The sequence below is a fragment of the Dietzia sp. NPDC055343 genome (genome assembly GCF_053645265.1).
This window is the reverse complement of sequence record NZ_JBSHMJ010000011.1, coordinates 73,956-100,050: the sequence shown is the minus strand read 5'-3', so window position 1 is coordinate 100,050 and position 26,095 is coordinate 73,956. Positions and strand designations below refer to the sequence as shown.

The 26,095-nt window shown below is 71.9% G+C and carries 23 protein-coding genes and 4 riboswitches; of the genes, 9 read left to right on the top strand and 14 right to left on the bottom strand.

Features of this window, described 5'->3' with window-relative positions; genetic code table 11:
• Nucleotides 1–277 precede the first annotated feature (277 nt).
• On the bottom strand, nucleotides 278–1,267 hold the full coding sequence (locus tag ACWIE7_RS07735) for a bile acid:sodium symporter family protein (RefSeq protein ID WP_454068946.1): 990 nt from the start codon (nucleotides 1,265–1,267) through the stop codon (nucleotides 278–280).
• A 70-nt stretch (nucleotides 1,268–1,337) separates the two neighbouring features.
• Here ACWIE7_RS07735 and ACWIE7_RS07730 point away from each other — a divergent pair, with 70 nt between their 5' ends.
• The gene (locus ACWIE7_RS07730; RefSeq protein ID WP_454068945.1) at nucleotides 1,338–2,225 is read left to right on the top strand and encodes a LysR family transcriptional regulator; all 888 of its coding nucleotides are present in this window, start codon (nucleotides 1,338–1,340) and stop codon (nucleotides 2,223–2,225) included.
• 72 nt (nucleotides 2,226–2,297) lie between these two features.
• Here the strand turns inward: ACWIE7_RS07730 and bluB are convergent, their stop codons facing one another.
• The 3 genes from bluB to ACWIE7_RS07715 form a co-directional block, all read right to left on the bottom strand.
• A complete protein-coding gene (gene bluB / locus ACWIE7_RS07725) occupies nucleotides 2,298–2,933 on the bottom strand; it encodes a 5,6-dimethylbenzimidazole synthase (protein WP_454068944.1) in 636 nt (211 codons plus the stop codon).
• The gene (locus tag ACWIE7_RS07720) at nucleotides 2,930–4,402 is read right to left on the bottom strand and encodes a precorrin-2 C(20)-methyltransferase (protein ID WP_454068947.1); all 1,473 of its coding nucleotides are present in this window, start codon (nucleotides 4,400–4,402) and stop codon (nucleotides 2,930–2,932) included. Before ACWIE7_RS07720 ends, bluB begins: the two co-directional genes overlap by 4 nt.
• Nucleotides 4,403–4,524: 122 nt before the next feature.
• Nucleotides 4,525–5,190 (bottom strand): precorrin-8X methylmutase, encoded by a 666-nt coding sequence (locus ACWIE7_RS07715; protein WP_454068943.1) that lies wholly within the window; start codon nucleotides 5,188–5,190, stop codon nucleotides 4,525–4,527.
• Nucleotides 5,191–5,247: 57 nt separating this feature from the next.
• A riboswitch (cobalamin riboswitch) is annotated at nucleotides 5,248–5,377 on the bottom strand.
• Nucleotides 5,378–5,412: 35 nt separating this feature from the next.
• Nucleotides 5,413–5,606, top strand: a riboswitch (cobalamin riboswitch).
• Between ACWIE7_RS07715 and cobN the strand changes: the two genes are divergently transcribed.
• The 4 genes from cobN to ACWIE7_RS07695 all read left to right on the top strand — a co-directional run bounded on the left by cobN (nucleotide 5,598) and on the right by ACWIE7_RS07695 (nucleotide 11,375).
• Nucleotides 5,598–9,575 (top strand): cobaltochelatase subunit CobN, encoded by a 3,978-nt coding sequence (gene cobN, locus ACWIE7_RS07710; protein ID WP_454068942.1) that lies wholly within the window; start codon nucleotides 5,598–5,600, stop codon nucleotides 9,573–9,575. It overlaps the preceding riboswitch by 9 nt.
• Entirely contained in the window at nucleotides 9,568–10,392 is an 825-nt protein-coding gene (gene cobF / locus ACWIE7_RS07705) for a precorrin-6A synthase (deacetylating) (protein WP_454057279.1), read from the top strand. Before cobN ends, cobF begins: the two co-directional genes overlap by 8 nt.
• Nucleotides 10,389–11,156: a uroporphyrinogen-III C-methyltransferase gene (gene cobA / locus ACWIE7_RS07700; protein ID WP_454068941.1), complete on the top strand. Its 768-nt coding sequence runs from the start codon at nucleotides 10,389–10,391 to the stop codon at nucleotides 11,154–11,156. The genes cobF and cobA overlap by 4 nt, the downstream gene beginning before the upstream one ends.
• Nucleotides 11,157–11,231: 75 nt before the next feature.
• Nucleotides 11,232–11,375: a hypothetical protein gene (locus tag ACWIE7_RS07695; protein WP_454057277.1), complete on the top strand. Its 144-nt coding sequence runs from the start codon at nucleotides 11,232–11,234 to the stop codon at nucleotides 11,373–11,375.
• Nucleotides 11,376–11,466: 91 nt separating this feature from the next.
• On the opposite strand, the gene ACWIE7_RS07690 is transcribed toward ACWIE7_RS07695, so the two are convergent.
• The 9 genes from ACWIE7_RS07690 to ACWIE7_RS07650 form a co-directional block, all read right to left on the bottom strand.
• Nucleotides 11,467–12,273: a (2Fe-2S)-binding protein gene (locus ACWIE7_RS07690; RefSeq protein WP_454068940.1), complete on the bottom strand. Its 807-nt coding sequence runs from the start codon at nucleotides 12,271–12,273 to the stop codon at nucleotides 11,467–11,469.
• Nucleotides 12,266–13,048 carry an ABC transporter ATP-binding protein gene (locus ACWIE7_RS07685; protein WP_454068939.1) on the bottom strand — a complete coding sequence of 261 codons (783 nt, stop codon included), beginning with the start codon at nucleotides 13,046–13,048 and terminating at the stop codon, nucleotides 12,266–12,268. Before ACWIE7_RS07685 ends, ACWIE7_RS07690 begins: the two co-directional genes overlap by 8 nt.
• Entirely contained in the window at nucleotides 13,045–14,157 is a 1,113-nt protein-coding gene (locus ACWIE7_RS07680) for a FecCD family ABC transporter permease (RefSeq protein WP_454068938.1), read from the bottom strand. Before ACWIE7_RS07680 ends, ACWIE7_RS07685 begins: the two co-directional genes overlap by 4 nt.
• A complete protein-coding gene (locus ACWIE7_RS07675) occupies nucleotides 14,157–15,158 on the bottom strand; it encodes an ABC transporter substrate-binding protein (RefSeq protein ID WP_454068937.1) in 1,002 nt (333 codons plus the stop codon). The genes ACWIE7_RS07680 and ACWIE7_RS07675 overlap by 1 nt, the downstream gene beginning before the upstream one ends.
• A 130-nt stretch (nucleotides 15,159–15,288) precedes the next feature.
• Nucleotides 15,289–15,386, bottom strand: a riboswitch (adenosylcobalamin-variant (AdoCbl-variant) riboswitch).
• Between the two features lie 35 nt (nucleotides 15,387–15,421).
• On the bottom strand, nucleotides 15,422–16,513 hold the full coding sequence (cobC, locus tag ACWIE7_RS07670; RefSeq protein ID WP_452098121.1) for an Rv2231c family pyridoxal phosphate-dependent protein CobC: 1,092 nt from the start codon (nucleotides 16,511–16,513) through the stop codon (nucleotides 15,422–15,424).
• Nucleotides 16,506–17,573 carry a CobD/CbiB family cobalamin biosynthesis protein gene (locus ACWIE7_RS07665; protein ID WP_454068936.1) on the bottom strand — a complete coding sequence of 356 codons (1,068 nt, stop codon included), beginning with the start codon at nucleotides 17,571–17,573 and terminating at the stop codon, nucleotides 16,506–16,508. The genes cobC and ACWIE7_RS07665 overlap by 8 nt, the downstream gene beginning before the upstream one ends.
• Before the next feature lie 57 nt (nucleotides 17,574–17,630).
• Nucleotides 17,631–17,810: riboswitch (cobalamin riboswitch) on the bottom strand.
• 235 nt (nucleotides 17,811–18,045) lie between these two features.
• Nucleotides 18,046–18,591 carry an HdeD family acid-resistance protein gene (locus ACWIE7_RS07660; RefSeq protein WP_452098119.1) on the bottom strand — a complete coding sequence of 182 codons (546 nt, stop codon included), beginning with the start codon at nucleotides 18,589–18,591 and terminating at the stop codon, nucleotides 18,046–18,048.
• A 157-nt stretch (nucleotides 18,592–18,748) separates the two neighbouring features.
• Complete coding sequence (locus tag ACWIE7_RS07655; protein WP_452098118.1) at nucleotides 18,749–18,913, bottom strand: hypothetical protein; 165 nt, start codon at nucleotides 18,911–18,913, stop codon at nucleotides 18,749–18,751.
• Between the two features lie 209 nt (nucleotides 18,914–19,122).
• Nucleotides 19,123–20,325, bottom strand: a complete 1,203-nt coding sequence (locus ACWIE7_RS07650) for an oxidoreductase (RefSeq protein ID WP_454068935.1) — start codon at nucleotides 20,323–20,325, stop codon at nucleotides 19,123–19,125.
• A gap of 250 nt (nucleotides 20,326–20,575) precedes the next feature.
• On the opposite strand from ACWIE7_RS07650, the gene ACWIE7_RS07645 reads away from it, so the two are divergent.
• From ACWIE7_RS07645 to ACWIE7_RS07630, 4 genes are read left to right on the top strand one after another with little or no spacing between them, the layout of a single operon-like run.
• Nucleotides 20,576–21,094 (top strand): (2Fe-2S)-binding protein, encoded by a 519-nt coding sequence (locus ACWIE7_RS07645; protein WP_454068934.1) that lies wholly within the window; start codon nucleotides 20,576–20,578, stop codon nucleotides 21,092–21,094.
• Nucleotides 21,091–22,089, top strand: coding sequence for an FAD binding domain-containing protein (locus tag ACWIE7_RS07640; RefSeq protein ID WP_454068933.1), 999 nt, complete (start codon nucleotides 21,091–21,093; stop codon nucleotides 22,087–22,089). Before ACWIE7_RS07645 ends, ACWIE7_RS07640 begins: the two co-directional genes overlap by 4 nt.
• A 3-nt stretch (nucleotides 22,090–22,092) precedes the next feature.
• Entirely contained in the window at nucleotides 22,093–24,168 is a 2,076-nt protein-coding gene (locus tag ACWIE7_RS07635; protein WP_454068932.1) for a xanthine dehydrogenase family protein molybdopterin-binding subunit, read from the top strand.
• Nucleotides 24,165–24,797, top strand: a complete 633-nt coding sequence (locus ACWIE7_RS07630; RefSeq protein ID WP_454068931.1) for a nucleotidyltransferase family protein — start codon at nucleotides 24,165–24,167, stop codon at nucleotides 24,795–24,797. Before ACWIE7_RS07635 ends, ACWIE7_RS07630 begins: the two co-directional genes overlap by 4 nt.
• A gap of 12 nt (nucleotides 24,798–24,809) precedes the next feature.
• Here the strand turns inward: ACWIE7_RS07630 and ACWIE7_RS07625 are convergent, their stop codons facing one another.
• Nucleotides 24,810–26,027, bottom strand: a complete 1,218-nt coding sequence (locus ACWIE7_RS07625; RefSeq protein ID WP_452098112.1) for an XdhC family protein — start codon at nucleotides 26,025–26,027, stop codon at nucleotides 24,810–24,812.
• Nucleotides 26,028–26,095: the final 68 nt, after the last annotated feature.

The following is a 26,095-nucleotide window of genomic DNA, read 5'->3' as shown; positions in this document are numbered from 1 at the left end:
GAGTGAGGAACGCAGGATCAGCGCCGTATCGAGCCCGGGCACCAGCGTGAGCAGGCCCGCGACCACGGCAAACGCGAGTACCGCATCGAGGGGAGACATGGACCCAGGGTAAAGCCGAGGGCGCTCGGCGGCGGAGTGGTGATCCCCCGACGCCCCACCGGTGTTTTGATGGCACCACTGCGAAGAATTCGGCACATAGCCGCAGTGGTGCCAACGAGCTTCGCGATGGTGGCGACGAAACGGCAGCGAGGTCCGGAACGTCCCGGGGCAGGCGACGTCAGGCCGGTTGGCGCTGCAGCTCGGGTTCGGAATAGTTTCTGCCGGCGCGATTGGCGATCACGGCGCAGACCAGCAACTGGATGAGGTGGAACACCATCAACGGCAGGACCATGATCCCGACTTCCGCCGCGGGGAACAGCAGGAACGCCATCGGTAGCCCGCTCACCTGGCTCTTCTTCGACCCGCAGAAGAACAGGACGATGCGGTCGGCCCGGGGGAGGCGGAACACCTTTCCCGCGCCCGCGAACAAGGACATCACGACGGCCAGGAGAACCACGGACACACCCACCACCGTCAGGAGCTGTGCCGGCGGCACCACCGTCCAGAGCCCCTGTGTGACGCCGGTACTGAATGCCACGTAGACCACCAGGAGCACGGACCCCTGGTCGACGATCGACACCAGAATCCGGTGCCGCCCCAGCCAGTCGCCGATCCGGCGGTGGAGCAACTGGCCCGCGACGAAGGGCACCACGAGCTGCCCGACGATACCGAGGATCGACTCCGGGGTGATGTGCACCTGCGAGCCGATGAGGAGCGCCGCCAGAACGGGGGTGATGACCACGCCGAGCACGTTGGAGATGGACGCCGAACTCACCGCCAGGGCCACATTGCCCCGCGCCACCGAGGTGAACGCGATCGAGGACTGCACCGTCGACGGGAGTATGCACAGGAACAGGAATCCCGTGGCGAGAACCGGACTGAGCAGCGACTCCGGGGCGAGGGTGATGAGGAGCCCGAGAACGGGGAACACGAGGAACGTACTTCCCAGCACCAGGAGTTGGAACCGCCACCTCGCGAAGCCCGCCATCGTCTGGGACGGCGCGAGTTTGGCGCCGTGGAGGAAGAAGAGCAGGCAGATCGCGGCGATGGTCGCGGTGTCCAGTGCGTCCGCCACGCCGCCCCGAGCGGGGAGAAACGTCGCGATGACGGGCAGCGCGACCAGCGCGGTGAGGAACGGATCGAGACGGAACCTGGGTAGTGAAGCCACGGCCCGAGGCTGCCACTGGCGCGAACAACGGGAAACCCCATCGCCGTGGTCATTGTTATCATCAAAACCGATGACCATGGAGCGCGATCTCGACCTTCGACTCGTACGGAGTTTCCTCGCCGTGGCGTCGGAGTTGAGCTTCACCCGAGCCGCGCGTCGGCTGGGCCTGAGCCAGTCAACGATCAGTGCACGTGTGCGTCAGCTCGAAGAACACTTTTCACATCCGCTCCTGGAGCGGGACACCCACTCCGTCCGTCTCACGCCGGCGGGCGAGCGCTTCCTGACCTACGGCCACCGCATTCTCGCGCTGGCTGATGAAGCCCTGGACGAGAGCGGGTTCCACCATCGCCGCCACACCGTGCGGTTCGGGGTCTCGGAGGACTTCGCCTTCACCCATCTGCCGACCTTCCTCGAGCGACTGCGGCTGGAGCATCCGTTGCTCGACGTGGAGTTGTCGATCCATCTCAGTGTGGAGCTGCATCGACGGTTGAGGTCCGCGGAGTTGGACATCATCCTCGCCATGCGCCCGGGGCCCTCGCGGGGCGTGGACGCGCTCGAGGTCGAGCCGCTGTTTACGGATCGACTCGTCTGGGCGGCCCGGGCGGGTTACGAACTGCCTCGTGACGAGCCGCTGCCTCTGGTTCTCTACCCGCGGCCCTCGGTGACGCGAGACGCGGCTGTCGGTGCGCTCGAAAGTCACGCCGTCGCCTACCGCACCGCGGCGACGTCGACCAGCCTCGCCGGACTGCGCGCCGCCACGCTCAGCGGCATTGGCATCATGCCCTTTGCCGAGTCACTGATCCCGGGCGGGCTGGCGCTACTGGAGGAGCCGGAGTTGCCGTCGATGCCCGACGTCGTCTTTGCCCTGGCGACCCGCCGGGCACCCACTCGAGCCACGAGCGACCTGGCGCAGGCTCTGCGAGACCACCGGGCGGATTTCACCGCCGGTAACGGGTGACCTCAGACAGCGGGTAGCCGACGACAGCGCGTTGACGCCGCCAGGCGGGACAGCGCGGCGTGGCGGGATTCCTCACACCCAGTCGACCGGCAGCGGCCGCCGCCGCCCCCAGCCGACGGTCTGCAACAGCGGCTCGTCCAGGTCGAGCGACGGGTACCCGATGCACAGGTAGGCCAGCGGCCTGGCGCCGTCGGGGATCGGCACGGACCCGCTGAGGTGTTCGGGGTCGAGCAGGCTCACCCAGCCCATGCCCAGGCCCTCGGCGGTCGCGGCCAACCAGAGCAGCGTGATAGCCGAGATGACGCTGTACTCCGACGCAGCCGGCATCGCCGTCGTCCCCAACACCGGTCCGTCCGGCGGGAGGTGGCTCACCACCAGGCCGACCGGGGCCTGGAGGATCCCCTCGAGCCGCAGCGTGTCGTACAGCGCGCGCCGCTCGCCGGAGAAGCGCTCGGCCTCGGCGGCGCGCACACCCCGGAAACCGGCATGGACGGCCTCGCGCACCGCGCGGTCCTGCACCACGGTCACGTGCCACGGCTGGCTGAGCCCCACGCTCGGGGCCACCGAGAACACCGAGAGCAGCCGCTCGATCAGCTCCCGCGGGACCGGCGTCGGGTGGAAATGGCGGTGGTCGCGCCGGGTGGCGAGCACCCGCCACAGCGCGTCCGCGTCGGCAGCGTGCAGGTCGTCGGGGTTCACGAGCGTCATGCTCGCACGAAACGCGGACTCCACACGCGGCCGGAGTCGGTCACGCGGGTCCCCGACGCGCCCACGATGAGCAGGCACTTCATGTCGATCGCATCACAGTCGAGCTCGCCCAGCGTGGTGACGGTCAGCGATTCCTCGGCGCGGCCGACGTCCCGGCCCACCACGACGGGAGTGGCCCGGTCGCGGTGGCGCAGAAGCACGTCCCGGGCGTCGGCGACCTGGCGCGTGCGCGAGCGGGACGCGGGGTTGTAGACGGCCAGGACCAGGTCGGCGGCGGCGATCGCGTCGAGCCGGCGCGCGATCACGTCCCACGGCTTGAGCCGGTCCGACAGGCTCACCACCGCGAAGTCCGCGCCGATCGGCGCCCCGGCCCGCGCGGCCACCGCCTGCACCGCGGAGACGCCGGGCACCACGCGGATGTCGACCCCGTCGTGCCGCGGGCCCTCGGCGGCCTCGAACACCGCCGACGCCATACCGAACACGCCCGCGTCACCGCCGGAGACCACGGCCACCTGCTCGCCCGTGGCCGCCAACTCCAGGGCGAGACCCGCCCGGTCGACCTCCACGGTGTTGCCGGAGCTGTGCCGCCGCAGACCGGGCCGCTGCGGCACCCGGTTGACGTACGGCGCGTAGCCCACCACGTGGTCCACCTCGGCGAGTACGCGCGCGGCCTCCGGCGTGAGCCAGTCGTCCGGCCCGGGCCCCAGCCCCACCACGTGCACGACGCCGCGGGCGCCGGGAGCGGCGGGGTCGGGGGTCGGCGCGGTCAGCTGTGCGGGTCGGCGGCCGGTGGGGTCGTGGTGGTGGGAGTCCCCGGGGACGACGACGAGGGAGAAGTACGGCACGGTCTCCGGGTCGACCTCGCGAGCCGGGTGATGCGCCTCTGCATCCGTCGAGGCGCGCTCGACGTACACCGCGCCGTCGAGTCGCCCGGCGGATTCGAGCGCCCGGCGCACGGCGGGGAAGTTGCGGCCGAGCTTCATGATGATCGCGCCGTCGGTATCGGCCAGTCGCCGGGCGAGCTCGGGCTCGGGAAGCGTTCCGGGCAGCACGGTGAGCACGTCGGTCTGCCTGACCAGCGGGGTCGCGGCCGCGGCGGTGGCGGCGGCGAAGGCCGGCACCCCGGGCACGATCTCGGTGAGGAACCGCTCCGCGAGCCGGTCGTGCATGTACATGAACGAGCCGTAGAAGAGCGGGTCGCCCTCGGCCAGCAGGACCACGTCACGGCCCGCGGCGAGGTGCTCGGCAAGACGCTGCGCGCTGCGCTCGTAGAAGTCCGCGATCGCGCCCGCGTACCCGCCCGGATGCTCGGTCAGGCCCGTGGTGACCGGGTACTCGAGCACCTCCTCGATCGCGCCGGCGGGGATGAGGTCGGCGGCGATGCGCCGGGCGTTGGACTGCTTGCCGCGCCCGGCGTGGAAGGCCACCACGTCGGCGGCACCGATCAGTCGGGCGGCCTTGAGGGTCATGAGCTCGGGGTCTCCCGGCCCCACGCCGACGCCGTAGAGACGACCCGCGCCAGCACCCGCTTCTGCGCCTACGTCAGCGTCGCCGGCCACACCGGGGGCATCCGCGCCGGTCATCCCGCCGCTCACTCGGCGTCCTGCGCCAGGGCGTTGACGGCGGAGGCGGTCATCGCCGAGCCGCCGCGGCGGCCGTGCACGGTGACGAACGGGATGTCGATCCCGTGGTCGCTGGCGAAATCGGCCAGTGCCGCCTTGGATTCGGCCGCTCCGATGAAGCCGACCGGGCAGCCGATGACCGCCGCGGGCCGGGGCGCGCCGTCGAGCAGCATCTCGAGCAGGTGGAACAGGGCGGTGGGGGCGTTGCCGATCGCCACCACGGCGCCGTCGAGCCGGTCACCCCACAGGGCCAACGCGGCCGCGGAGCGGGTGGTGCCCATCTGTCGGGCCAGCTCGGGGACCTGCGGGTCGTTCAGTGTGCACACCACGTCGTTGTCCCGCGGCAGCCGTGCGCGGGTGACGCCCGAGGCGACCATGTGGGCGTCGCAGAGGATCGGCGCTCCGGCGTCGAGGGCCGAGCGTGCGGCGTCGACGAGTCCGGCATGCACCTGCAGGTCGGCGGTCAGATCCGTCTGACCCGTGCCGTGCACCATGCGGACCGCGAGCTTCTCGGCGTCGCCGGGGATCCGCGAGAGATCGGTCTCCCGCCGGATGGTGGCGAAGGAATCCAGGTAGATGGCGGGGCCGTCGTCGATGTAGTCATAGCGACGCGGCGGCCGGACGGCACCAGGCATGGGTCCTCCTCGGGGTTCTCGCCCCGGTCAGAAGTCGAAGTCGGCGCGGGAGTGACCGCACGTCCATCCCTCGGCCAGTATCTGGCTGACGGCCCTGGTCAGGGCTTCACAGTGGCGGAACCGCCCCGGAATCGCACCGGGTTCCTCGCCGTGGGATGCCCCTGGAGCCTACGCGGACGCCGTCGAACCCAGGGCGGCGGGCCGGGCGCCGGCGGCGGCCGATAGTCTCGGCGGTGCCGTGGTGTTCGGGAAGCCGGAGGAGAAGCCGGCGCGGCCCTCGCCACTGTAGTCGCGGAGTTCCGCGACCCTCGTCCGTCCCTCATGGGGCGGAGGCCACTGGGCTCACCAGCCCGGGAAGGTCGGTCGCGTGGCGTCGATGCGAAAGCCAGGAGACCGGCCACGGCGACATGTTCCACGAGGGTTTGGAGAAGAACATGCGCCAAGACCGGCGTTCGGCGTCCCCTGACGACGCCGCGGCAACACCCGAGTCGTCCGATTCGCGTGCTCCCCGCATCGCACTGCTGTCCACGTCCGACACGGACCTGCTCTCCGCGCGGGAATCCGGGGCGGCGTTCACGCTCGGCAACCCGTCACGCATCGACGTGGAGACCGACCTCCCGCACCTGCTCACCCGGGCCGACCTCGTCGTCGTCAGGATCCTCGGATCCAGGCGCTCGTGGGACCACGGCTTCGAGGCGGTGCTGGGCGCCGGCGTGCCCGTCGTCGTCCTGGGCGGCGAACAGTCCCCGGACGCGGACCTCATGGAGGTCTCCACCGTCCCCATCGGCACCGCCGCCGAGGCGCACCGCTACCTCGCCGAGGGCGGGCCCGCCAACCTCGCGCAGCTGCACGCCTTCCTCTCGGACACCGTCCTGCTCACCGGAACCGGGTTCGAACCGCCGGAGAGCGTGCCGGAGTGGGGGATCGCGGAGCGGCCGCGGGCCGCGGACGCGGCGAGTGGTCAGAGATCACGCGATCCCCGGAGCGTGACCTGGGAAAACGTGAGCGGAACTGACCAGTCGCCGGGCGGCCACGCCCTGGATCACGCGCCGGGCGACCTGCCGCGCGTCGGCGTGCTCTACTACCGCGCCCACGAGGTGAGCGGCAACGCGGGCTTCGCGCACGCGCTGGCGGACGCGATCGACGCCACCGGCGAGGCCGTGGGCGTGCCGGTGTTCGCCGGCTCGCTGCGGTCGGCGCCGGACGAGCTGTTCGACGCGCTCGGGACGCTCGACGCGCTGGTCGTGACGGTCCTCGCCGCCGGCGGGACCACGCCCGGCGCCGCGGGGGCCGGGGGCGACGACGAGAGCTGGGACGTCGAACGCATCGCCGCGCTGGACATCCCGATCCTGCAGGGGCTGTGCCTGACCTGGGGCCGCGACGACTGGGAGGGCTCCGACGACGGCGTGAACCCGCTCGACTCGGCCAGCCAGATCGCGATCCCCGAGTTCGACGGCCGCATCATCACCGTCCCGTTCTCGTTCAAGGAGATCGACGCCGACGGCCTGCCCCGCTACGTCGCCGACCCCGAACGCTGCGCGCGCGTGGCCGGGATCGCCGTGGCCCACGCCCGGCTGCGGCACATCCCGCGGGCCGAGCGCCGGATCGCGCTCGTGCTCTCGGCATACCCCACCAAGCACTCGCGCATCGGCAACGCCGTCGGCCTGGACACGCCCGTCTCCACCATCCGGCTGCTGCGCCGCATGCGCGAGGAGGGCTATGATCTGGGCCCGGACGACGGCCCGATCGCCCGCTTCCTCACCCGCTCCGGCGAGGGCGGGAGCGTGGCCGGTGACGGTGCCGGGGACGGCGCCGGCAGTGGGCAGGACGCCGGTTTCGCCGACGACACCGCCGCCGGCGACGCCCTCATCCACGCGCTCATCGACGCCGGCGGCCAGGACGAGGAGTGGCTGACCACGGCCCAGCTCACCGACTCCCACGTGCGGATCAGCACCTCCGACTACCTGCGCTGGACCGAGGACCTGTCTCCGGCGCTGCGCGAGGAGATGGTCGAGGCGTGGGGCGAGGCACCCGGCGAGCTGTTCGTCAACGACGCCGGCGAGATCGTCCTCGCGACGCTGCAGGCCGGCAACGTGGTGCTGCTCATCCAGCCGCCCCGCGGGTTCGGCGAGAACCCGGTGGCGATCTACCACGACCCCGAGCTCGCGCCGTCGCATCACTACCTGGCCGCCTACCGCTGGCTGTCCCGCGGGTTCGGCGCGCACGCGTTGGTCCACTTGGGCAAGCACGGCTCGCTGGAGTGGCTGCCGGGTAAGAACGCGGCGCTGTCGGCGGACTGCGCGACCGACGCGGCGATCGCCGAGATGCCGCTGATCTACCCGTTCCTCGTCAACGACCCCGGCGAGGGCGCGCAGGCCAAGCGCCGGGCGCACGCCACGATCGTCGACCACCTGGTGCCGCCGATGGCCCGTGCGGAGTCGTACGGCGACATCGCCCGGCTCGAGCAACTGCTGGACGAGTACGGCAACATCGCCGCGATGGACCCGGGCAAGCTCGGCGCCATCCGCGACCAGATCTGGACCCTCATGCGCTCGGCTCACATGCACGAGGACCTGGGCCTGGAGCAGCAGCCGGGCGACGAGGAGTTCGACGACTTCCTCCTCCACGTCGACGGCTGGCTGTGCGAGATCAAGGACGTCCAGATCCGCGACGGCCTCCACGTACTCGGCCAGGCGCCCGAGGGCCAGGCACGCGTCAACCTGGTGCTGGCGATCCTGCGGGCCTCGCAGGTGTGGGGCGGCGAGTCCGCCGCGGTTCCGGGCCTTCGCCGCGCGCTGGGGCTGGCCGAGGGCGCACCCACCGAGGAGGTGGACCGCATCGAGGCGCTGGCCCGCGAGCTGGTCGTGGCGATGGACGCGCGCGACTGGGACGCCGCCGCGGTGCCCGAGGTCCTCGCTGCCGCGGGGGTCGGAGCAGGTATTGGCGCTGCAGGGCTCGGCGCGGGCGGTGACCTCGCCCGCGACTCCGGCGCCGCGGAAGGGGGCGACGACGACAACGTGACCGGCCGCGACGACGTCGCCCGCGTCCTCGAGTTCGCCGCCCGCGAGGTCGTCCCGCGCCTGGCCGCCACGGTGGACGAGATGGACGGGGTCCTGCATGCACTCGACGGGGGCTTCATCCCGGCCGGGCCGTCGGGCTCCCCGCTGCGTGGCCTGGTCAACGTGCTGCCCACGGGCCGCAACTTCTACACCGTGGACCCGCGGGCCATCCCGTCGCGCCTGGCCTGGGAGACCGGTCAGCTCATGGCCGACTCGCTGCTCGAGCGCCACGTGTCCGAGACCGGTGGGTACCCGGCCTCGGTGGGGCTGTCCATCTGGGGTACCTCGGCCATGCGTACCTCCGGTGACGACATCGCCGAGGTGCTGGCCCTGCTCGGCGTGCGACCGCAGTGGGACGAGGCCTCCCGGCGGGTCAACGGCCTCGAGGTGATCCCGGCCGACGAACTGGGGCGTCCGCGCATCGACGTGACCGTCCGCATCTCGGGCTTCTTCCGGGATGCGTTCCCGCACGTCATCGCCATGATCGACGACGCGGTGCAACTGGTCGCCGGTCTGGACGAGCCCGACGAGCAGAACTTCGTGGCCGCCCACGCCCGCGCCGATCTGGCCGAGCACACCGATCAGCGGCGTGCCACCACGCGGATCTTCGGCTCCGCTCCCGGTTCGTACGGGGCGGGCCTGTTGCAGACCATCGAGGCCGGCAACTGGCGCGACGACCGCGACCTGGCGGAGGTCTACACCCGCTGGGGCGGGTACGCCTACGGCCGCGACCTCGACGGCGTGCCGGCGGCCGACGACATGCGGACGAACTACCGGCGCATCGCCGTGGCCGCGAAGAACATCGACACCCGCGAGCACGACATCGCCGATTCGGACGACTACTTCCAGTACCACGGCGGCATGATCGCCACCGTGCGCGCGCTCACCGGGGCCGAGCCGAGGGCGTATGTGGGCGACTCCACCACGCCCGACGCGGTACGCACCCGCACGCTGGCCGAGGAGACCGTCCGGGTGTTCCGCGCCCGGGTGGTCAATCCGCGGTGGATCGCGGCCATGCAGCGGCACGGGTACAAGGGGGCCTTCGAGCTGGCCGCGACCGTGGACTACCTGTTCGGGTTCGACGCCACCGCCGGCGTGGTGCACGACTGGATGTACGAGACGCTGACCCGCGAGTACGTGCTGGACGAGACCAACCAGGACTTCTTGAGACGGTCCAACCCGTGGGCGCTGCGCGGGATGATCGAGAGGCTGACCGAGGCCGCCGACCGCGGCCTGTGGGCCGAGCCCGACGCCGCGCTCATGGATCAGATGCGACAGCTCTACCTGGACGTCGAGGGCGACCTCGAGGATGCCCACGGTGACTGACCGACCCGCGGCCGCCGCGGACTCGCCGACGCGGCGGATCCACGTGGTGGGTATCGGCTCCGGCGGACTCGATCAGATCACCGTCGAGGCGGTACATGCTCTACAGGCGTCCGACTATGCGGTGGCCGCCCTCAAGCGTCCGGGCGATCCGCTGTTCACCAGGCGCGTCGAGCTCCTGGGCCGGCACGCCCCGGGGCTCGAGCTGGTGGGGGTACAGGATCCGGAGAGGGACCGCTCGTCGTCGTCGACCTCCACCCACGGTGACTACCGCGGCGTGGTCCTGGACTGGCACCAGGCCCGCGCACTGGCCTGGGAGCAGATCCTCACCGAACGGCCCGGGGACGTGGCGATCCCCGTGTGGGGAGACCCCGCGTTCTACGACTCGACGCTGCGGATTCTCGACCGGATCGCCGAGCGCGGGCGCCTGGACCTCGACGTCCGGGTGCTGCCGGGCATCTCCGCGCTGCAGGTCCTGGCCGCGCGACATCGGCTCGTCCTGCACGAGATCGGCGCCACGATCACCGTCACCACCGGCCGGCGGCTGCGCGAGGTCGTGGCCGCGGGCGCCGACAACGTGGTGGTGATGCTCAACTCCGACCTGCCGCTCGACGGCCTGGACGACTGGCGCATCTGGTGGGGCGGCAATCTCGGCGATGTCGGCGAGACGCTGGCCGCCGGGCGGGTCGGCGACGTGCTCGATGAGCTGCGGGCCGAACGCGACCGGCTGCGCGCCGAGCACGGTTGGGTGATGGACGTGTACCTGCTCCGACGTGGTGGCGGGCGCGAGACAGAACGTGACGAGAGGACGATGACGTGACGGCTGCGACGGAGGCGATCACCGGTCAGGTGGTGCTGGTGGGCGGTGGGCCCGGAGACCCCGGGCTGATGACCGTCGCCGGGCGGGAGGCGCTCTTCGCCGCCGACGTGGTGGTGACCGACCGCCTGGGCCCGGTCGCGGTGCTCGAGGAGTTGGACGCACGCATCGAGGTGATCGACGTGGGCAAGATCCCCTTCGGCCGGGCGACCCCGCAGGAGGAGATCAACCGGATCCTCGTCGACCAGGCACGGCGCGGCCGGATGGTCGTGCGCCTCAAGGGTGGCGACAGCTTCCTGTTCGGCCGCGGCGGCGAGGAGTACCTCGCGTGTACGGCCGCCGGGGTGCCGGTGAGAGTGATCCCGGGCGTCACCTCGGCGCTGGCGGTCCCGGCCCTCGCCGGCGTTCCCGCGACCCATCGCGGCCTGTCTCAGGGGGTGTCGGTCATTTCCGGGCACGTCCCGCCGGGCAGCCCGCAGTCGACCCTCGACTACGGCGCGTTGGCCCGGTCGGGGACCACCTTGGTGCTGCTCATGGCCGTGACGAACCTCGAGGCGATCACCGCTGAACTCCTCGCACAGGGCCTGCCCGCCGACACCCCGGCGGTGACCGTCGCCGACGGGTCGATGCCCACGCAGCGGATCCTGCACGGGACAGCGGCCACGATCGCCGCGGCCTGCGCCGAGGCGGGGATCGAGCCGCCGGCGATCACGGTGATCGGAGCGGTCGCCGGGTTGTCGGACCTGCTCACCGCCGTGGTCGGCTGAACCAGTCACCGGCGGCCGGTCGCGGGCCGCGTGCACCGTGCCTACGCTGGCGCTCCCGACACATGGAGGTGCACGATGGGATTTCTGGGTAAGACCATCAAGAGCGGGATCGCCCTCAAGGCCGTTGACGTGGTCCGACGCGAGGCCGCGAAGCCCGAGAACCAGCGCAGGGCAAAAGAGCTTCTGCAGAAGGTGAGCAACAGCGCCCGCAAGCGCTGACCGGCTACCCTGGCCGGGCGGCTCGACGGCGCCGCCCGGCCGGGCCAGCCTCAGCCCAGGTCTGCGTGACCGGTGGGCATGGCGGTACCGCTCACGACCGGAGGGTCAGCTGATGTTGCCGATCCTGCGGAGTCCGGCGAGGGCAACTGACGCATTTGTCCCCGCCGGTGGCCACATAGATGAGGCAGCAGGAACTGCGGCGGACGAAACGTCGGGAGCGCTGCGGCCCGTCGACGTCCACGTACCGCACCGGCAGGAGGGGTGGGCGGCAGACAGTCCGGGCCAGGGCGGCGCCCCTGTCTGCGCCGCCGCCCCCGGCGCCGTCCACACGGTCCCCGTCGCCCACCGCCCGACCCGCCTCCAGCGCCCGGTTCCCGATGGAGTCCGTGGCGATAGCCCACAGGGCCCGCGGCGTCGCCCCGGAAACCTCCGCCAGCGCGGTGATCACCTCGGCGTGCGCCTGGCAGAGCGCGTCCGCGAACTCCTCGACAGAGGCGAGCAGCCGGTCCGACCGGGCGGCCTTGAGGTAGCCGTTGGGCTGCAGTGACACGGTGAGCCGCTCCGGCCGCGGATCCGGGGCGAGGCCGGCGGTCAGCAGCATCGTCAGCGGCGCCGCGACCAGTGATGAGCTGGCCGAATACCACCACAGGGTGCCGTTGACCCGCGGATCGTCGTGACTCCATCGTCGGCCGGTGTCGGCCACCCGCCGGGCGAGCCACCGCGGGTCCGTCAGCACCGATCCGGGCAGGACCCGCGGCCCGTGCTCGATCGTGCGGGCAAAATCCCCGAGCGGGCCCGAGACGCGCTCGTACGCCGAGGCCACGGCCCCGGGCGCGCGGCCCTCGTCGTCGTGACCACCGTGGTCTCCTCGCGCGCGGCGGCCGGGCACGTCACTCATCGGCGAGCCCCCATACGTCGAGGGTGCGGCCACCGGCGCGTCCGGGGCGTACCTCGCCGCGGACGCCGAACACGTCGGCCAACAGAGCGGGGGAGAGCACCTTCTCGGGCAGGCCGTCGGCCACCACCCGGCCGCGCTGGAGGACCGCCATCGCGTCGCAGTACTCGGTGGCCATCCGCAGGTCGTGCAGGGTCAACAACACGGCCAGGCCGTCGGCGGCCAGCCTGCGCAGTAGCGTCAGGACGGACAGTTGCTGGTGCAGATCCAGATGATTGGTGGGCTCGTCGAGCAGGAGGACCTCCGGTTGCTGGGCCAGGGCGCGCGCGATCGAGACCCGCTGCCGCTCGCCGCCCGACAGGGCCAGCACATCGCGCTCGGCCAGCTCCGTCATCCCGACCTGCGCCAGGACGGTGTCCACCACAGCGGAGTCGTCGGTGCCGAACGGTTCGAACATGCCCCGCTTGACGGTGCGGCCGAGTCGGACTGATTCGCGGACCGTGATCCCGCCGAGCGAGACCGGTTCCTGCGTGCTCACCCCCACCGTCCGGGCCAGGGCGCGGCGGCGCAGTGAGGTGATGTCCGCGCCGTCGATCGAGACGAGACCGGCCGTGGTGGGCAGCGCCCGGTAGCAGGTGCGCAGCAGGGTCGTCTTGCCGCTGCCGTTGGGGCCGACCAGTGCGGTGACCCGGCCGGGCATGACGGTCAGTCCCGCCCCGTCGAGGATCTGTCGACCCCCGAGGCGGGCGTCGACATCGAGTGCGGTCAACGTGGTCATACCGAGGCCTTCCCGTAGCGACGCCACAACATCAGCAGGAACACCGGACCGCCGATCACGCCGGTCACCACGCCGACCGGGAGCTCGGCCCCGTCGGACACGGACCGGGCGGCCAGGTCCGCCAGCACCAGCGCCACGGCGCCGAGCACGGCCGCGGTCGGCAGCAGCCGTACCGACGTGCGCCCGGTGAGGTAGCCGGCCAGGTGCGGGATCAGCAGGCCGATGAAGCCGATGGTCCCGGACACGGCCACGGCGCCCGCGGTCAGCAGCGAGACCAGCAGCAGCATGAGGATGCGGAAGCGAGGCACGTTGACGCCCATCGCGGTGGCGCCGTCGTCGCCGGTCAGGAGCAGATCCAGGTGGCGGCTGCAGAGCAGGACCACCGTCCCGGCCACCGCGAGGATGCCGAGCGGGGCCCACAGCATGGTCCAGCCGGCGTCCCCGAATCCGCCGGCCAGCCAGCGCATGACGGTGCCGAGCTGGTGATCGTCACCCAGCACCAGGAGCACGAATGTGTTGAGCGCGCCGAACACCATGGTCATGGCCGCGCCCACCAGGACGATCGCGGTGGTGTCATGCGCGCGGCGCGCGACCAGGATGACGCCGGCCAGCGGCAGAAGCGCGCCGAGAAAGGCGGCCATCGGGAGCGTGAACACGCCCCATACGCCGGCGCCGATCCCGAGCACGGTGAGCACCACCACGCCGAACCCGGCGCCCGAGGACACCCCCAGCAGATATGGGTCGGCCAGCGGGTTGCGGGTGACAGACTGGGCCACGCCACCGGCCACCGCCAGCGACGCTCCGACAGCGGCGGCCATGAGCGATCGGGGCAGCCGGGACTCGATGACGATCGCCTCGCGCGCCTGGGTCCACCACGGTTCGAACGCGCCGGGGGCGATGCGGTGGGCGACGATCGCCCACACGTCGCCGATCGGGATCGACACCGACCCCAGCGAGACGCCGGCGGCGATCGACATCAGCAGGAGCACCACCAGTGGGACCAGGATGAGCCACATCCGGCGTCGGCGCGGCGGCGCTGGTGGTGCGGCGGAACCGGGCCGGGAGGCGCGGCCGGCGGCGTCGGCCACGGGTTCGGCGACGGTGGTCATCACCGGCCCCCGAACGCCTGCGGATGTAGTGCGCGGGCGATGGTCTCGGTGGAGGTCGTCATGCGTGAACTCTCGAAGAAGTCCGACAGCGGCACCACCACGATGCGGTCCTCCCGAACGGCCGGCGTGGTGGACATGATGGGCTGGTTGCGCAGGTAGGCGACCTTGTCCTCCGCGCTGGTGGCACCGTAGTCCAGCACCACGATCGCCTCGGGCTGCCGCTCGCCCAGGATCTCCCACGTCGTCGTGACGTACGGCTTCTCGCCCTCCGTGAAGATGTTGTCTGCGCCGGCGTACTCGCCAATCAACTGCCCGACCCCCACGCCGCCGATCGTGGTGGGCTCCGCCTCGCCGCCGTCGTAGAAGAAGGTCGGAATGCCGCTGACGCCAGCCTCATCCAGCGACTCGCGCACCTCGTTCATGTCCCGGGTGATCCGCTCGGTCAGGTCCTCGGCCCCGTCCTCGACGCCGAGCACGCGGCCCAGTTGCTCGAAATCGGTGTCGAGCATCCCCAGGTCGGGAAAGCCCTCGCCGCAGTACTCGGAGAACAGGAACGTGGAGATCCCCTGGGCCTCCAGGGCGTCGCGGCTGCGGCCCTCCTTCTCATCAAAGGCGCTGCGCATACCGCCGACCACCATGTCCGGCTCCAGGTCGATGATCTGCTCCCAGGTCGGGTACTCCTCGGCCAGGGACGGGATGGCGTGGAACTGCTCGGCCACCTCAGGCAGTACATCGTTCTGTTCGCCGTAACCCATACCGACGATCCGGTCGCCTGCGCCCATTTGGATCAGTGTCTCGGTGACGTGGTCGTTCATCGAGATGATGCGCTGCGGCGGCGCCTCAAAGGTGGCCTCGCGCTCGCAGTTGGTGATGGTCACCGGCTCGGCGAACGTCTCACCCCCGCCGCTGCTCTCGATCGCCTCCCCGCGGGAGCAGCCGGTGAGGGCGACGCCGGCCACGACGAGCGTGGACAGGGTGATTCGGGACTTGCGAGGGAACATGATCAGACCTCGGATCGTGTCATGAGGTCAGACGACACGAGAGACCTGTGGGTGGGTAGGCGTCAGCGACGCCGCATCACCTGCAGGACTCCGGTTCGCAGACCTCGGCGATGTACTCGGAGTCGCGGACATCCGGGCAGGTAATCGGGCTCGCGGCCACCTTGGTGGCCACACACCGTTGCGGGTCAGCGCCGGAGTCTCACCGGTCTTCCCCTGCGTGTTCCGGATGTCAGCAGTACAGGGACAGGGTAAGCACAGGGCTCTCACCGGAGGGTCGTCACCCCCTTGTCCGAGACCGTCTGCGCCTGATCCCGGGCACCCTCCCACGCGGTGATGAGACGGCTCACGGTGTCGGCGTCGCGGACGGCCAGGCGCACGTGCCGCGGGTCGAGCCCCGGGAAGGTGTCGCAGCGGCGGACGGCGACGCCGCGTTCGCCGAGCCGGGCCCGGAAGTCGTGGGGATCGTGCCCCTCCGGCGTCTTGACCAGGATGAACGGGGCCACGGGTGGGACGGCGATCTCGATCCCCGCGCCGGTGAGGGCCTCGCACATCGCCGCGCGGTCGGCGGCGAGTCGCCGCCGGATCCGATCGAGGTGGGCCGACGCCTCGCCCGAGCAGCAGGCGGCCACGGCCTCCAGTTGGAGGGTGCCGAGCGGCCAGTGGACCCGGTGCGCGGCCAGGTCGGCGAGGACCGCCGCGTCCCCCACCGCGTATCCGGCGCGCAGTCCGGCCAGCGCCCAGGTCTTGGTCACCGAGCGCAGGACCACGAGCCCGGGCAGGTCGGCGCCGGCGAGCGACGAGCCGTCCTCGGCGTCGACCACGTCGCAGAACGCCTCGTCCACCACCGTGACCCGCCCGGGGCGGCACAGCGCCGCGATGGTCGCCCGTGGGTGGAGGACGGACGTGGGGTTGGTGGGATTGCCGACGACGACGAGGTCGGCCGACTCCGGAACGAGTCCGGGGTCGAAGATGTACGGCTCGCGCAGGATCACCCGGGTGACGGGCACCCCGGCCCGCCGAAGTTCCACCTCGGGTTCGGTGAACGACGGGTGCACCACGGCGGCGCGCAGACCCCGGCGCGCGGCATGGTCGGCCAGCAGATGGAAGCCCTCCGCGGATCCGGCGAGCGGGAGCACCCGGCCGGGGTCGGCCCCGTGCCTCTCGGCCACAGCCCGGCGGGCCCGGTCCTCGTCGGCGGCGGTCGGGTAGGCGGCCAGATCGTCGATGCGTTGCCGCAGCCGGTCGGCCAGCCATGCGGGCGGGCGGTCCCCGTGGACGTTCACCGCGAAGTCGATCGCGCCCGGGCCGACCTGGGTGTCGCCGTGGATACGAAGCTTGTCGAGGTCCTCAGCCATCGCGCCGCACCGTCCTCGCGTGGGCGACGAGCAGACCGGCGATCATCAGGCCGGCGGTAACCAGCTGGACCCGGTCGTGGAGGCGAACGGCCCGGCCGATGTCCTCGGCGCGGACCGGCCGCCCGTCCCCGAGGACCGCGCGCTGCTGCACGCCGTACGGGTAGGGGGTCGGGCCGCCGAGCCGGACCCCGAGCGCGCCGGCGCACACCGACTCCACCACTCCGGCATTCGGGCTGGGGTGCGTGCGGGCGTCCCGACGCCAGGTCCGTAGGGCGCCGGAGGGGCTGCCGCCGATGGTGCCGGCGACCGCGACGCCGATGAGCCCGGCGAGGCGGGCCGGAACGAATCCCAGGACGTCGTCGAGCCTGGCCGAGGCGGTGCCGAAGTGCTGGTACCGCGGTGAGCGGTGACCGACCATCGCGTCCAGTGTGTTGGCGGTCCGGTGCATCGCGGCGCCGGCCGGGCCCGCGATCGCGGCCCAGAACAGCGTGCACACGGCCGCGTCGGAGGTGTTCTCCGCGACCGATTCCACGACCGCGCGGGCCAGGTCGTCGGGGTCGAGGGCGTCCGGGTCGCGGCCGCACAGCCACGGCAGGAGGGCCCGGGAACCGTCGTGATCGCCGGAGCGCAGGAGAGCGTCCTGTCGGCGTGCCACCGAGAGCAACGAGCTCCCGCCGAGGCAGGCCCACGCGACGGCGGCGTTCCACGCGACGGTCCCGGCGGTGCTGCGGGACAGGAGGCGGCCCACGGTATGAGTGGCCGCGGCGCTCCCGCCGACGAGGACCCCGGTGAACAGCACACCCGCCGCCCGCTGCCCGGCTGCGGATCGGCGGGGGTCCAGAAGCCGGTGCTCGACTGCCATCGCGACCCCTCCGAATCCGGCGACGGGGTGCCACCGCCGGGGATCCCCCACCACGCGGTCCAGCGCGACGCCCAGGCCGAGCCCGGCGGACCGGGCGGGTAGTCCGGAAGGGGAGGCCCGGACGCGAACGCGCCGGCGGGCGGCCCGGGCGCGGTTAGCGACGGCCTCGCCGCAGTCAGCCGGAGCGGGTGCGCGCATCGTGGTGCTTTCGAGGTCGCGGGCCTTGAAACGCGAAGCCCGATCTTGACCTGGCGGTGGTCACCGCGAGGGCCAGCCGGTATTCGGACTCGGGATCACCTGGCCGGGAGCGCCTTCCCGGGTCTACCGACCCAGTGGCATCGTGCCCCTGCCATCTCCCTCACCGCTGCGCGTCAGTTCCGGATTCGCACCGGATTCCCGCGACCTGTTGGTCTCGCTGGCCAGGACAACGTAACACGACTGGTGACAACCCATTTCGGGCCACACCGGCAGCGCCCCGGGCTGGACGGGGTCGCGCGGAGCGTCACCGGGCGAGCGGCCACCCGCCGCCGCCCACCTGGCCGAATGCTGACCGAAGTGACGGCTCGCAGTTCGCTGGAGGTTCGCTCCCGGCCTGCTGGCGGGTTTCGAGGCATTCCCCGGCACGAGAGGGCCTCGAGATAACCCTGGTTGACCGCGGCCGATCGGCGCGTCAGGCCTTGATCGAGAAGCCTCGGATCACGTTGAGCACGCCCAGGACGAGAAGTGCGATGCCGGCGAGCCACCACAGGAAGCCGGCTCCCCACAGGGGCGTGCTCACCAGCGAGATGCCGGCGAGCACGGAGATGATCGCGAAGAAGATCGTGATGCCCTTCGAGCTGGCTTCGCCGAGGTTGAACAGGGCAGTGAAGCCCTCGAAGATCCACATGACGCCGATCAACACGGTGGCGAAGATCGCGAGGAAGGCCGCCGACTGCTGCAGTGAGACGAAGGCGTAGATGCCCGCGACGATGTAGAGCACGCCGAGCAGGCCGTGGCCCACCCGACTGCCGGTGGAATGGCCGGTGGTGGCGAACGACACAGCGATGTAGATGAGCCCGGCCACGATGGCCCAGACCGCGATGACGCCGGTGATGACGACGGCGGTCTTGCCCGGCCAGACGAGCACGGCGATGCCGAAGGCGATCGCGATGAGACCGCCGGCTATCAGGGCCAGGCGCATGCCCTTGGCGACAGGGGTGAAGGTGGAAGTGGTCATGTGGGGAACCTCGTTTGTGGAAGCAGGCGAGAACGATCGTGTTCAATAAGAACTTAATCACTTCGGTCGCGAGAAGTGCCCGATCGAGCTCTTTGCCCGCGTGACGCTGCTCACCCGTCGGTGGGCCGGCAGTAGGTGCAGCGGCAGATGCTGGGACCTACGCAGCGACGGAGCCGAGGTGCGCCCGGGTGGGCGCGTGGTCGGTCATGCAGTACACGCGGGCCCGCTCGGAGACGGGCTTGCCATGACGGACAGCACTGGCGGTGTCGAGGGCGAACCACAGCTGGGCGAGAAGGTCGATGAAGGGACGGAACGGCGACATGATTTCCCTCCTTGAGGGGTCGGGCTAGGAGGTGGGTATACAGGTCTGTAAACCTCGGCTTCAGACTATGTATACAGACCTGTCAAGTCAAGGGGTGCACGACTACCGAATTTCCCGGTCTCAGTGGTCGTCCGCGGCCACGCTCGTCGCCGCTGCGAGGCCGTCTCGCACCGCCCGATCCACCGGGCCCCGGACTGGCCGACCCCGGATCAGGACTGCGGCGCGCGCAGCGGTGCCTCGTGCTCCTCGCGGATGAACTCGGGCAGGGGGCCGGCGGAGCGCAGGATCCCGGCGAGAGCCGGGTCGGCCAGGTGCAGGCGGCCCACGGAGATGAGATCGAACTCCCCGCGGTTCATGAGCTCCACGACCGAATCCACGTTGTCCGACACCCGGACCTCGGCCCCGGACTTCTGCTCGCGTAGCGAGGTGCCGATGCCCACCCCGCCCACGGCTCCGGACGCCTTGCCCGTGAGCCGGCGGGCCCAACCGGCCAGGGTGACCTTGCCGTCGTCACCCTCGAGGTCGGGGAACGCCGGATCGCTGAACCGGCGCGTCGACGCGTCGAACAGATCCACGCCGGCCTCCGCGAGCGCGCCCAGGTAGATGCCCAGCTCCTCGGGGTTCTCGGCCTTGCGGGCCGTGTAGTCCTGCTGCGTGTGCTGGGAGAAGCGGTAGAACAGCGGCGCGTCGGGGCCGATCGCCTCGCGGACCGCCGCCACCACGGCCGCCGGGTAGCGGACGCGCGCGGCCAGATCGCCACCCCAGGAGTCGGTGCGGCGGTTGGTGTCGGCCCAGACGAACGCGTCCGGCAGGTAGCCGTGGCCGCCGTGGAGGGTCACGCCGTCGAAGCCCGCCTCCATCGCCAGCTTCGCCGACCGCGCGTACGCCTCGATCGTCTCGGCGATCTCGGCCTCGGTCATTGGCTCGATCTCCGGCGACCACCGTGCGACGCTGCGCTCGGAGTAGGTGGTCACGCCCGGGGTGCCCCACAGTCCCGACGGCCGCATCGGCCGCATCTCCATCAGGCGGTCGCGGTTCGGCTTGTCGAACCGGGCGTTGGCTCCCCAGAGCGGCCCCACGTGCCAGAGCTGGGCGATGATGCTGCCGCCCGCCGCATGCACCGCGTCCGTCACCAGTCGCCAGGCCTCGACCGACTCCGGCGTGTCCAGGCGCGGAATCCAGGAATGGTCCACCGAGGTCGGGTGGTCCACGCCGATGCCCTCCGTGACCACGAGCCCGGTCCCACCGGCCGCGCGGGAGGCGTAGTACGCGCGGTTGACCTCGTCCGGCAGTGCGTCGGGGCAGCCCATGCGGGTCATCGGCGACATCGCCAGGCGGTTGGCGAGCTGCAGGGAACGGATCTCGAGCGGCTGGAACAGTGCTTCCCGACCTGGGGCGACCGACTGGGTCATCGCGCGACCTCTCATCTCTTCGTGCGGCGACGGTTCCGGAGCTCGGCGCCGGTCCGTCGTCAGCGGTGTGCCGTCTCCGTCGAGCATAGGTTCGGCCAGCTAACCAAGCAAATGCTTGATTGGCGTGGGGTATGGCCGCGGCGCGGCCCGACCGGTTGCGGGGTTCCTGTCCGGGGGAGGAGGGTGGCGCCACACGACGACGACGAGGCGCCGCCCGCAGGGTCGGCCCCGTGACAGGTGTGGAGGGCCCATGGACCGATCTGTGAACCTGGTGGTCGACGGCCACGAACACTCGCTGAGCGTGGACCCCCGGACCACCCTGCTCGACGCCCTCCGCGACCACCTGCAGAACTTCTCCCCGAAGAAGGGCTGCGACCACGGTCAGTGTGGAGCGTGCACGGTCCTGGTGGACGGTCGGCGGCTCAACTCCTGCCTACTGCTGGTGCTGAGCCAGGACGGCGCGGAGATCACCACCTCCGACGGCCTCGCCGCCGAGGGCGACCTCGCCCCGGTGCACCGCGCCTTCCTGGACCGCGACGCCTTCCAGTGCGGATACTGCACGCCCGGCCAGGTCTGCTCCGCGGTGGGCGCGATCCGCGAGGCGGCCGACGGCGCGCCCAGCGTGGTCACCGAGAACCTCGAGGCGCGTGTCGACCTGTCCGACGACGACGACGAGATCCGCGAACGCATGAGCGGAAACCTGTGCCGGTGCGGCGCCTACGTCAACATCGTGGCCGCCGTACGCGATGCCGCCCGGGAGGACCGATGAAGCAATTCGAGTACGAACGGGCCACCGATCCCGGCCACGCCGTGGCCGCCGTCGCCGACCGACCCGGGGCCGTGTTCCTCGCCGGCGGCACCAACCTCGTCGACCACCTCAAGCTCGGGATCGCCGCGCCGGACACGGTCGTGGACATCGGGCGTCTGGAGCTGGACGCGGTCGAGGACTCCGGCGACGGCGGGGTCCGCGTGGGCGCCATGGTCCGCAACAGCGATCTGGCCGCCCACCCACGGATCCGCCACGACTACCCGGTGCTGTCGCGCGCCCTGCTCTCCGGCGCCTCCGGCCAGCTGCGCAACGCCGCCACGACGGGCGGGAACCTCCTGCAGCGCACGCGCTGCGTCTACTTCCAGGACGTCACCACGCCCTGCAACAAGCGCGAGCCCGGGTCGGGCTGCTCGGCGATCGGCGGATATGTGCGCTATCACGCGATACTCGGCGCATCCGAGGCCTGTGTGGCCACCCATCCCTCGGATATGGCGGTAGCGCTCGCGGCACTCGACGCCGTCGTCGTCGTCCTCACCTCCGACGGGGAGCGCCGGATACCCGTGACGGACCTGCACAGACTGCCCGACGACCGGCCGGACAAGGACACGGTGCTGGGCCACGGCGACCTCATCTCCGCGGTCGAGCTCCCGCCGCCGCCGGCGGGCCGGTCGACGTACCGCAAGATCCGCGATCGCGCCTCGTACGCGTTCGCGCTGGCCTCCGTGGCCGCGGTGGTCGACCTCGACGACTCGGGGCCCGAGCCCGTGATCCGCGAGGCGTCGATCGCACTCGGCGGGGTCGCGCACAAACCGTGGCGCGCACGCCGCGCCGAGGCCGAGCTGCGCGGCGCACGGCCCTCACCGGAGACCTTCCGCCGGGCGGCCGACGCCGAGCTCGAGGCCGCCGCGCCGCTGGAGGGCAACGAGTTCAAGGTGCCGATGACGCGCGGGGCGATCATGACCGTGCTCGGCGAGCTCACGGACACGGAGGTGTAGACGATGGCCGAACTCCTGCCCGCCTCCGCGATCGGCACCGACCGGGTCCGGTCCGACGGCGCCGACAAGGTGCGTGGCCGGGCCCGCTACGCCTACGAACACCCCGGGCCCGACCCGCTGTACCTCTTTCCCCTCCAGGCGACGATCGCGCGCGGCCGGGCCCTGGTGCTGGACACGTCCGCGGCCGAGGCGATGGACGGGGTCGTCCACGTCCTCACACCGGACAACGCCCCGCCGCTGGCGGAGACCGACGACCGGGAACTCGCGATCCTCCGCGACGCCGAGATCGGGTTCCGGGGGCAGTACCTGGGTGCGGTCGTCGCCACCACGCCCGAACAGGCACGGCGCGCCGCGGACCTGGTCGAGGTGACCTACGAGACCGAGCCACACGACACGGACTTCCGGCGTGACCACCCGTCCGCCCGGCTCCCCGAGGACCCGGACTCGGCCGAGTACATCCTCGGGGACGTCGACGCGGCACTGGCGGACGCGGACATCGTGGTGGACGCCGTGTACGGCACCCCCATGGAGCACAACAACCCCATGGAGCCGCACACCACCGTCGCCCGATGGGACGACGACGAGCTCACGCTCTGGCTCTCGACCCAGGGTGCGCACCCCGCCCGCGACATGATCGCGCCGATCCTCGGCCTCGACCGCGAGCAGATCCGCATCATCAACCCTCATGTGGGCGGCGGGTTCGGATCCAAGGGGATGCCCCACGCCGATCTCATGCTCACCGCACTCGCGGCCCGGGCCGTCCCGGGGCGTCGGGTCGCCTATGCGGTCTCCCGGCAGCAGATGTTCGCCCTCACGGGGCACCGCCCCGCCACCTCGCAGCACGTGCGGCTGGGGGCGGATCGCGAAGGTCGGCTCACCGCCATCGGGTTCGACGCCGTGTCCATGTCCTCCCACACCAAGGAGTTCCCGGAGCTGGCGATCAAGCCGGTCCGGATGATGTACGCCGCCGAGCACCGGCGGCTCACGCAGAAGGTGGTCCCGCTCGACGCCCCGGTGCCGTCCTGGATGCGCGCGCCGGGGGAGGCGGCCGGCATGGTGGGCCTGGAGATCGCGATGGACGAGCTCGCCGTGGCCACGGGCCTCGACCCGATCGAGGTGCGCGTCCGCAACGAGCCCGCCCGGCACCCGGACACCGGGCTGCCCTTCAACCAGCGACGGCTGATCGACTGTCTGCGCTCGGGCGCCGACCGTTTCGGGTGGTCAGGCCGCGACCCGGCGCCGCGGTCCCGCCGGGAGAACGGGTGGCTGATCGGCACGGGCGTCGCGGCCGCCACGTACCCGGCCCTGCGGCAGCCGGGCTCCATCGCGCGCATCCGCCGGACCGACGACGGCTACCGGGTCGACATCGGCGCCGCGGACATCGGCACCGGCACCTGGACCGTGCTCGCCCAGGTGGCGGCGGACGGGCTGGGCGTGCCGGTCGAGCAGATCGATCTGGGGATCGGCGACACGGATCTACCGAACGCCACCGTCGCCGGCGGATCGACCGGACTGGCGAGCTGGGGCGCCGCGATCCTTCTGGCCGCCGAGAAGTTCCGTCGCGAGCACGGCGCCGACCCCGCGCCCGGGGCCGAGTCGCAGGCCGAGGCGGGGGAGAACCCCGCCGAGGAGGAGGTCGCGATGCACTCGTTCGGCGCGCACTTCGCGCAGGTCAGCATCAACGAGCTGACCGGGGAGATCCGGCTCGATCGCATGCTCGGGGTCTTCTCCGCCGGGCGCATCGTCAACCCCCGTACGGCGCGCTCGCAGTTCATCGGCGGAATGACGATGGGTGTGGGGATGGCGTTGCACGAGAAGGGCGAGATGGATCCGCGGTTCGGCCACGTGGTCAACCACGACCTCGCCGAGTACCACGTGCCGGTCAACGCCGACATCCCCGAGATCGAGGTGGAGTGGCTCGACGAGTCCGATCCCCACGCCGGGCCCCTCGGCGCGCGCGGCATCGGCGAGATCGGGATCGTCGGCGCGGCCGCGTCGATCGTGAACGCCGCCTATCACGCGACCGGGGTGCGGGTGCGGGAGCTGCCCGCGTTCGGGGACGCGTTCCTGCGGGCGTGAGCTCCCAGCCCGAGCCGGGCCCGGCCCGGCGTGAGCAGCTGGAGGGACTTCTCCTCGCCGCCGGTGAAGGCCGCCGCCTCGGCCGGGGACCCAAGGCACTGTTGCAGCACGGCGGCGTGACGCTGGTCGAGCACGTCGCCGACGCGATGCTCGCCGGCGGGTGCGGCCGCGTGACCGTGGTGACCGGGGCGGGCGCTCGCGAGGTCGCGGAGGCGCTCGGCCCGCTCCGGGACGTGCGGTGCATCGAGAACCCGGACTGGGCCGCGGGGATGGGCACATCGCTCAGGTGTGGTCTCGAGGCCCTCGGCGCCGGGGTGGACGTGCTGGTGATGCCGGTCGACCAGCCGGGAGTCAGCGCCGCCGCCATCGAGCGGGTGATTCACGCACACCACCCGGGTGGCATCACCGCGGCCGCCCACCGCGAGCCCGGCGGGCGCCTGCGACGCGGGCACCCGGTGCTGTTCGACGCCCGCTGGACCGGCGACGCGGCTGCCGCCGCGCACGGCGACGTCGGGGCGCGCGGGTTGCTCAGCACGCAGCACGAACTCGTCCGGTTGGTGGACTGCTCGGACCACGATGACGGCGCCGACGTGGACACCCCCGACGATCTGACGCGACTGGCGCCCTGACCCGGGCCCTGATCAGCTCTCCGGCGAATGCAGAGGCGCGTCGTCGTCGCTCAGTGAAGTGACCCGGGGCCGGCGCTCGCGGACGGCGATGACCTCCGCGAGGATCGAGACCGCGACCTCGGCGGGAGTCACGGCGCCCAGCCCCAGGCCGATGGGGGAGCGCAGCCGGGCCAGCGCCTCGTCGTCGACCCCGGCATCGCGGAGCGCGGCCCGGCGGTCGCGGTCACTGCGCCTCGACCCCATGGCGCCGACGTAGGCCACGTCGAGTTGCAGCGCCAGACTGAGCGTCGGTATGTCGATCTTCGGGTCGTGGGTGAGCACGCAGATGATGGTGCGTGAGTCGACGTCGCCGGACTCCGCGGCGTCGGCGAGATAGCGGTGGGGCCAGGCGCGGACGACCTCGGCGCCCGGGAACGCGCCGGGGTCGGCAAAAGCGGGCCGCGGGTCACACAGCGTGAGGCGGTGTCCCAGCGGACGGGCGGCCTCGACGAGCGCCTGACCGAAGGCGTTCGCGCCGCAGATCACCAGGTGCGCAGGTGGGCGGTGCGACTCGACGAACAACTCGACCGGCTCCGCTGACTCGCCGGCCGCCGCGACCCGCACGAGGCCGGTGTCCCCGCGCCGCACCATCGCGGCGACCTGGCGGGTGGCGTTGGCGAGCACGGTCCGCGGCACGAGGGGGGTCAGCGCCGCTGCGACGGCGTCGTCCTCGCAGGTGTCGATAGCGGCGACGCCGGGCAGGCGGGCGGGCGACGGTCCGGGAACGCGGGCAACCATTGCTGCGGGCGAAGCGGTCGCCGAGGCGGCAGGTGATTCGGCCGGGGCAAGGGCCTGGCCCGGGGTCGGCGTTGGTGCCGCAGGAGCCGACGTCGCGAAGCGCGGGTCGAGCGGCTGCACCAGGACGTCGATCGTGCCGCCGCACATGAGACCGACCGCGAAGGCGTCGTCGTCGCTGTATCCGAACCGGTGGACGGCGGAGCGCCCCGTCTCGAGGGCCTCCTGACAGGCCACGAGCACGGCGCCCTCAACACACCCGCCGGTGAGCGATCCCCGCATCCTGCCACCGGACTCGACCAACATCGACGTGCCGACGGGCAGGGGCGCCGACCCGTCTGCCGCGATGATCGTCGCGATCGCCGTCGCAGCCGAACCCGCAGGCGCCGCAGACTCCGGCTGCCGGCCCGGCTGCACCGCCGGCCCGTCATCAGCAGTGGTCAGGACGTCCAGCACAGTGCTCAGCGTACGTGCGTACCGCCGGCGGGCAACCCGTCGTCTGCCGGGGCCACCCGGGCCTCTGG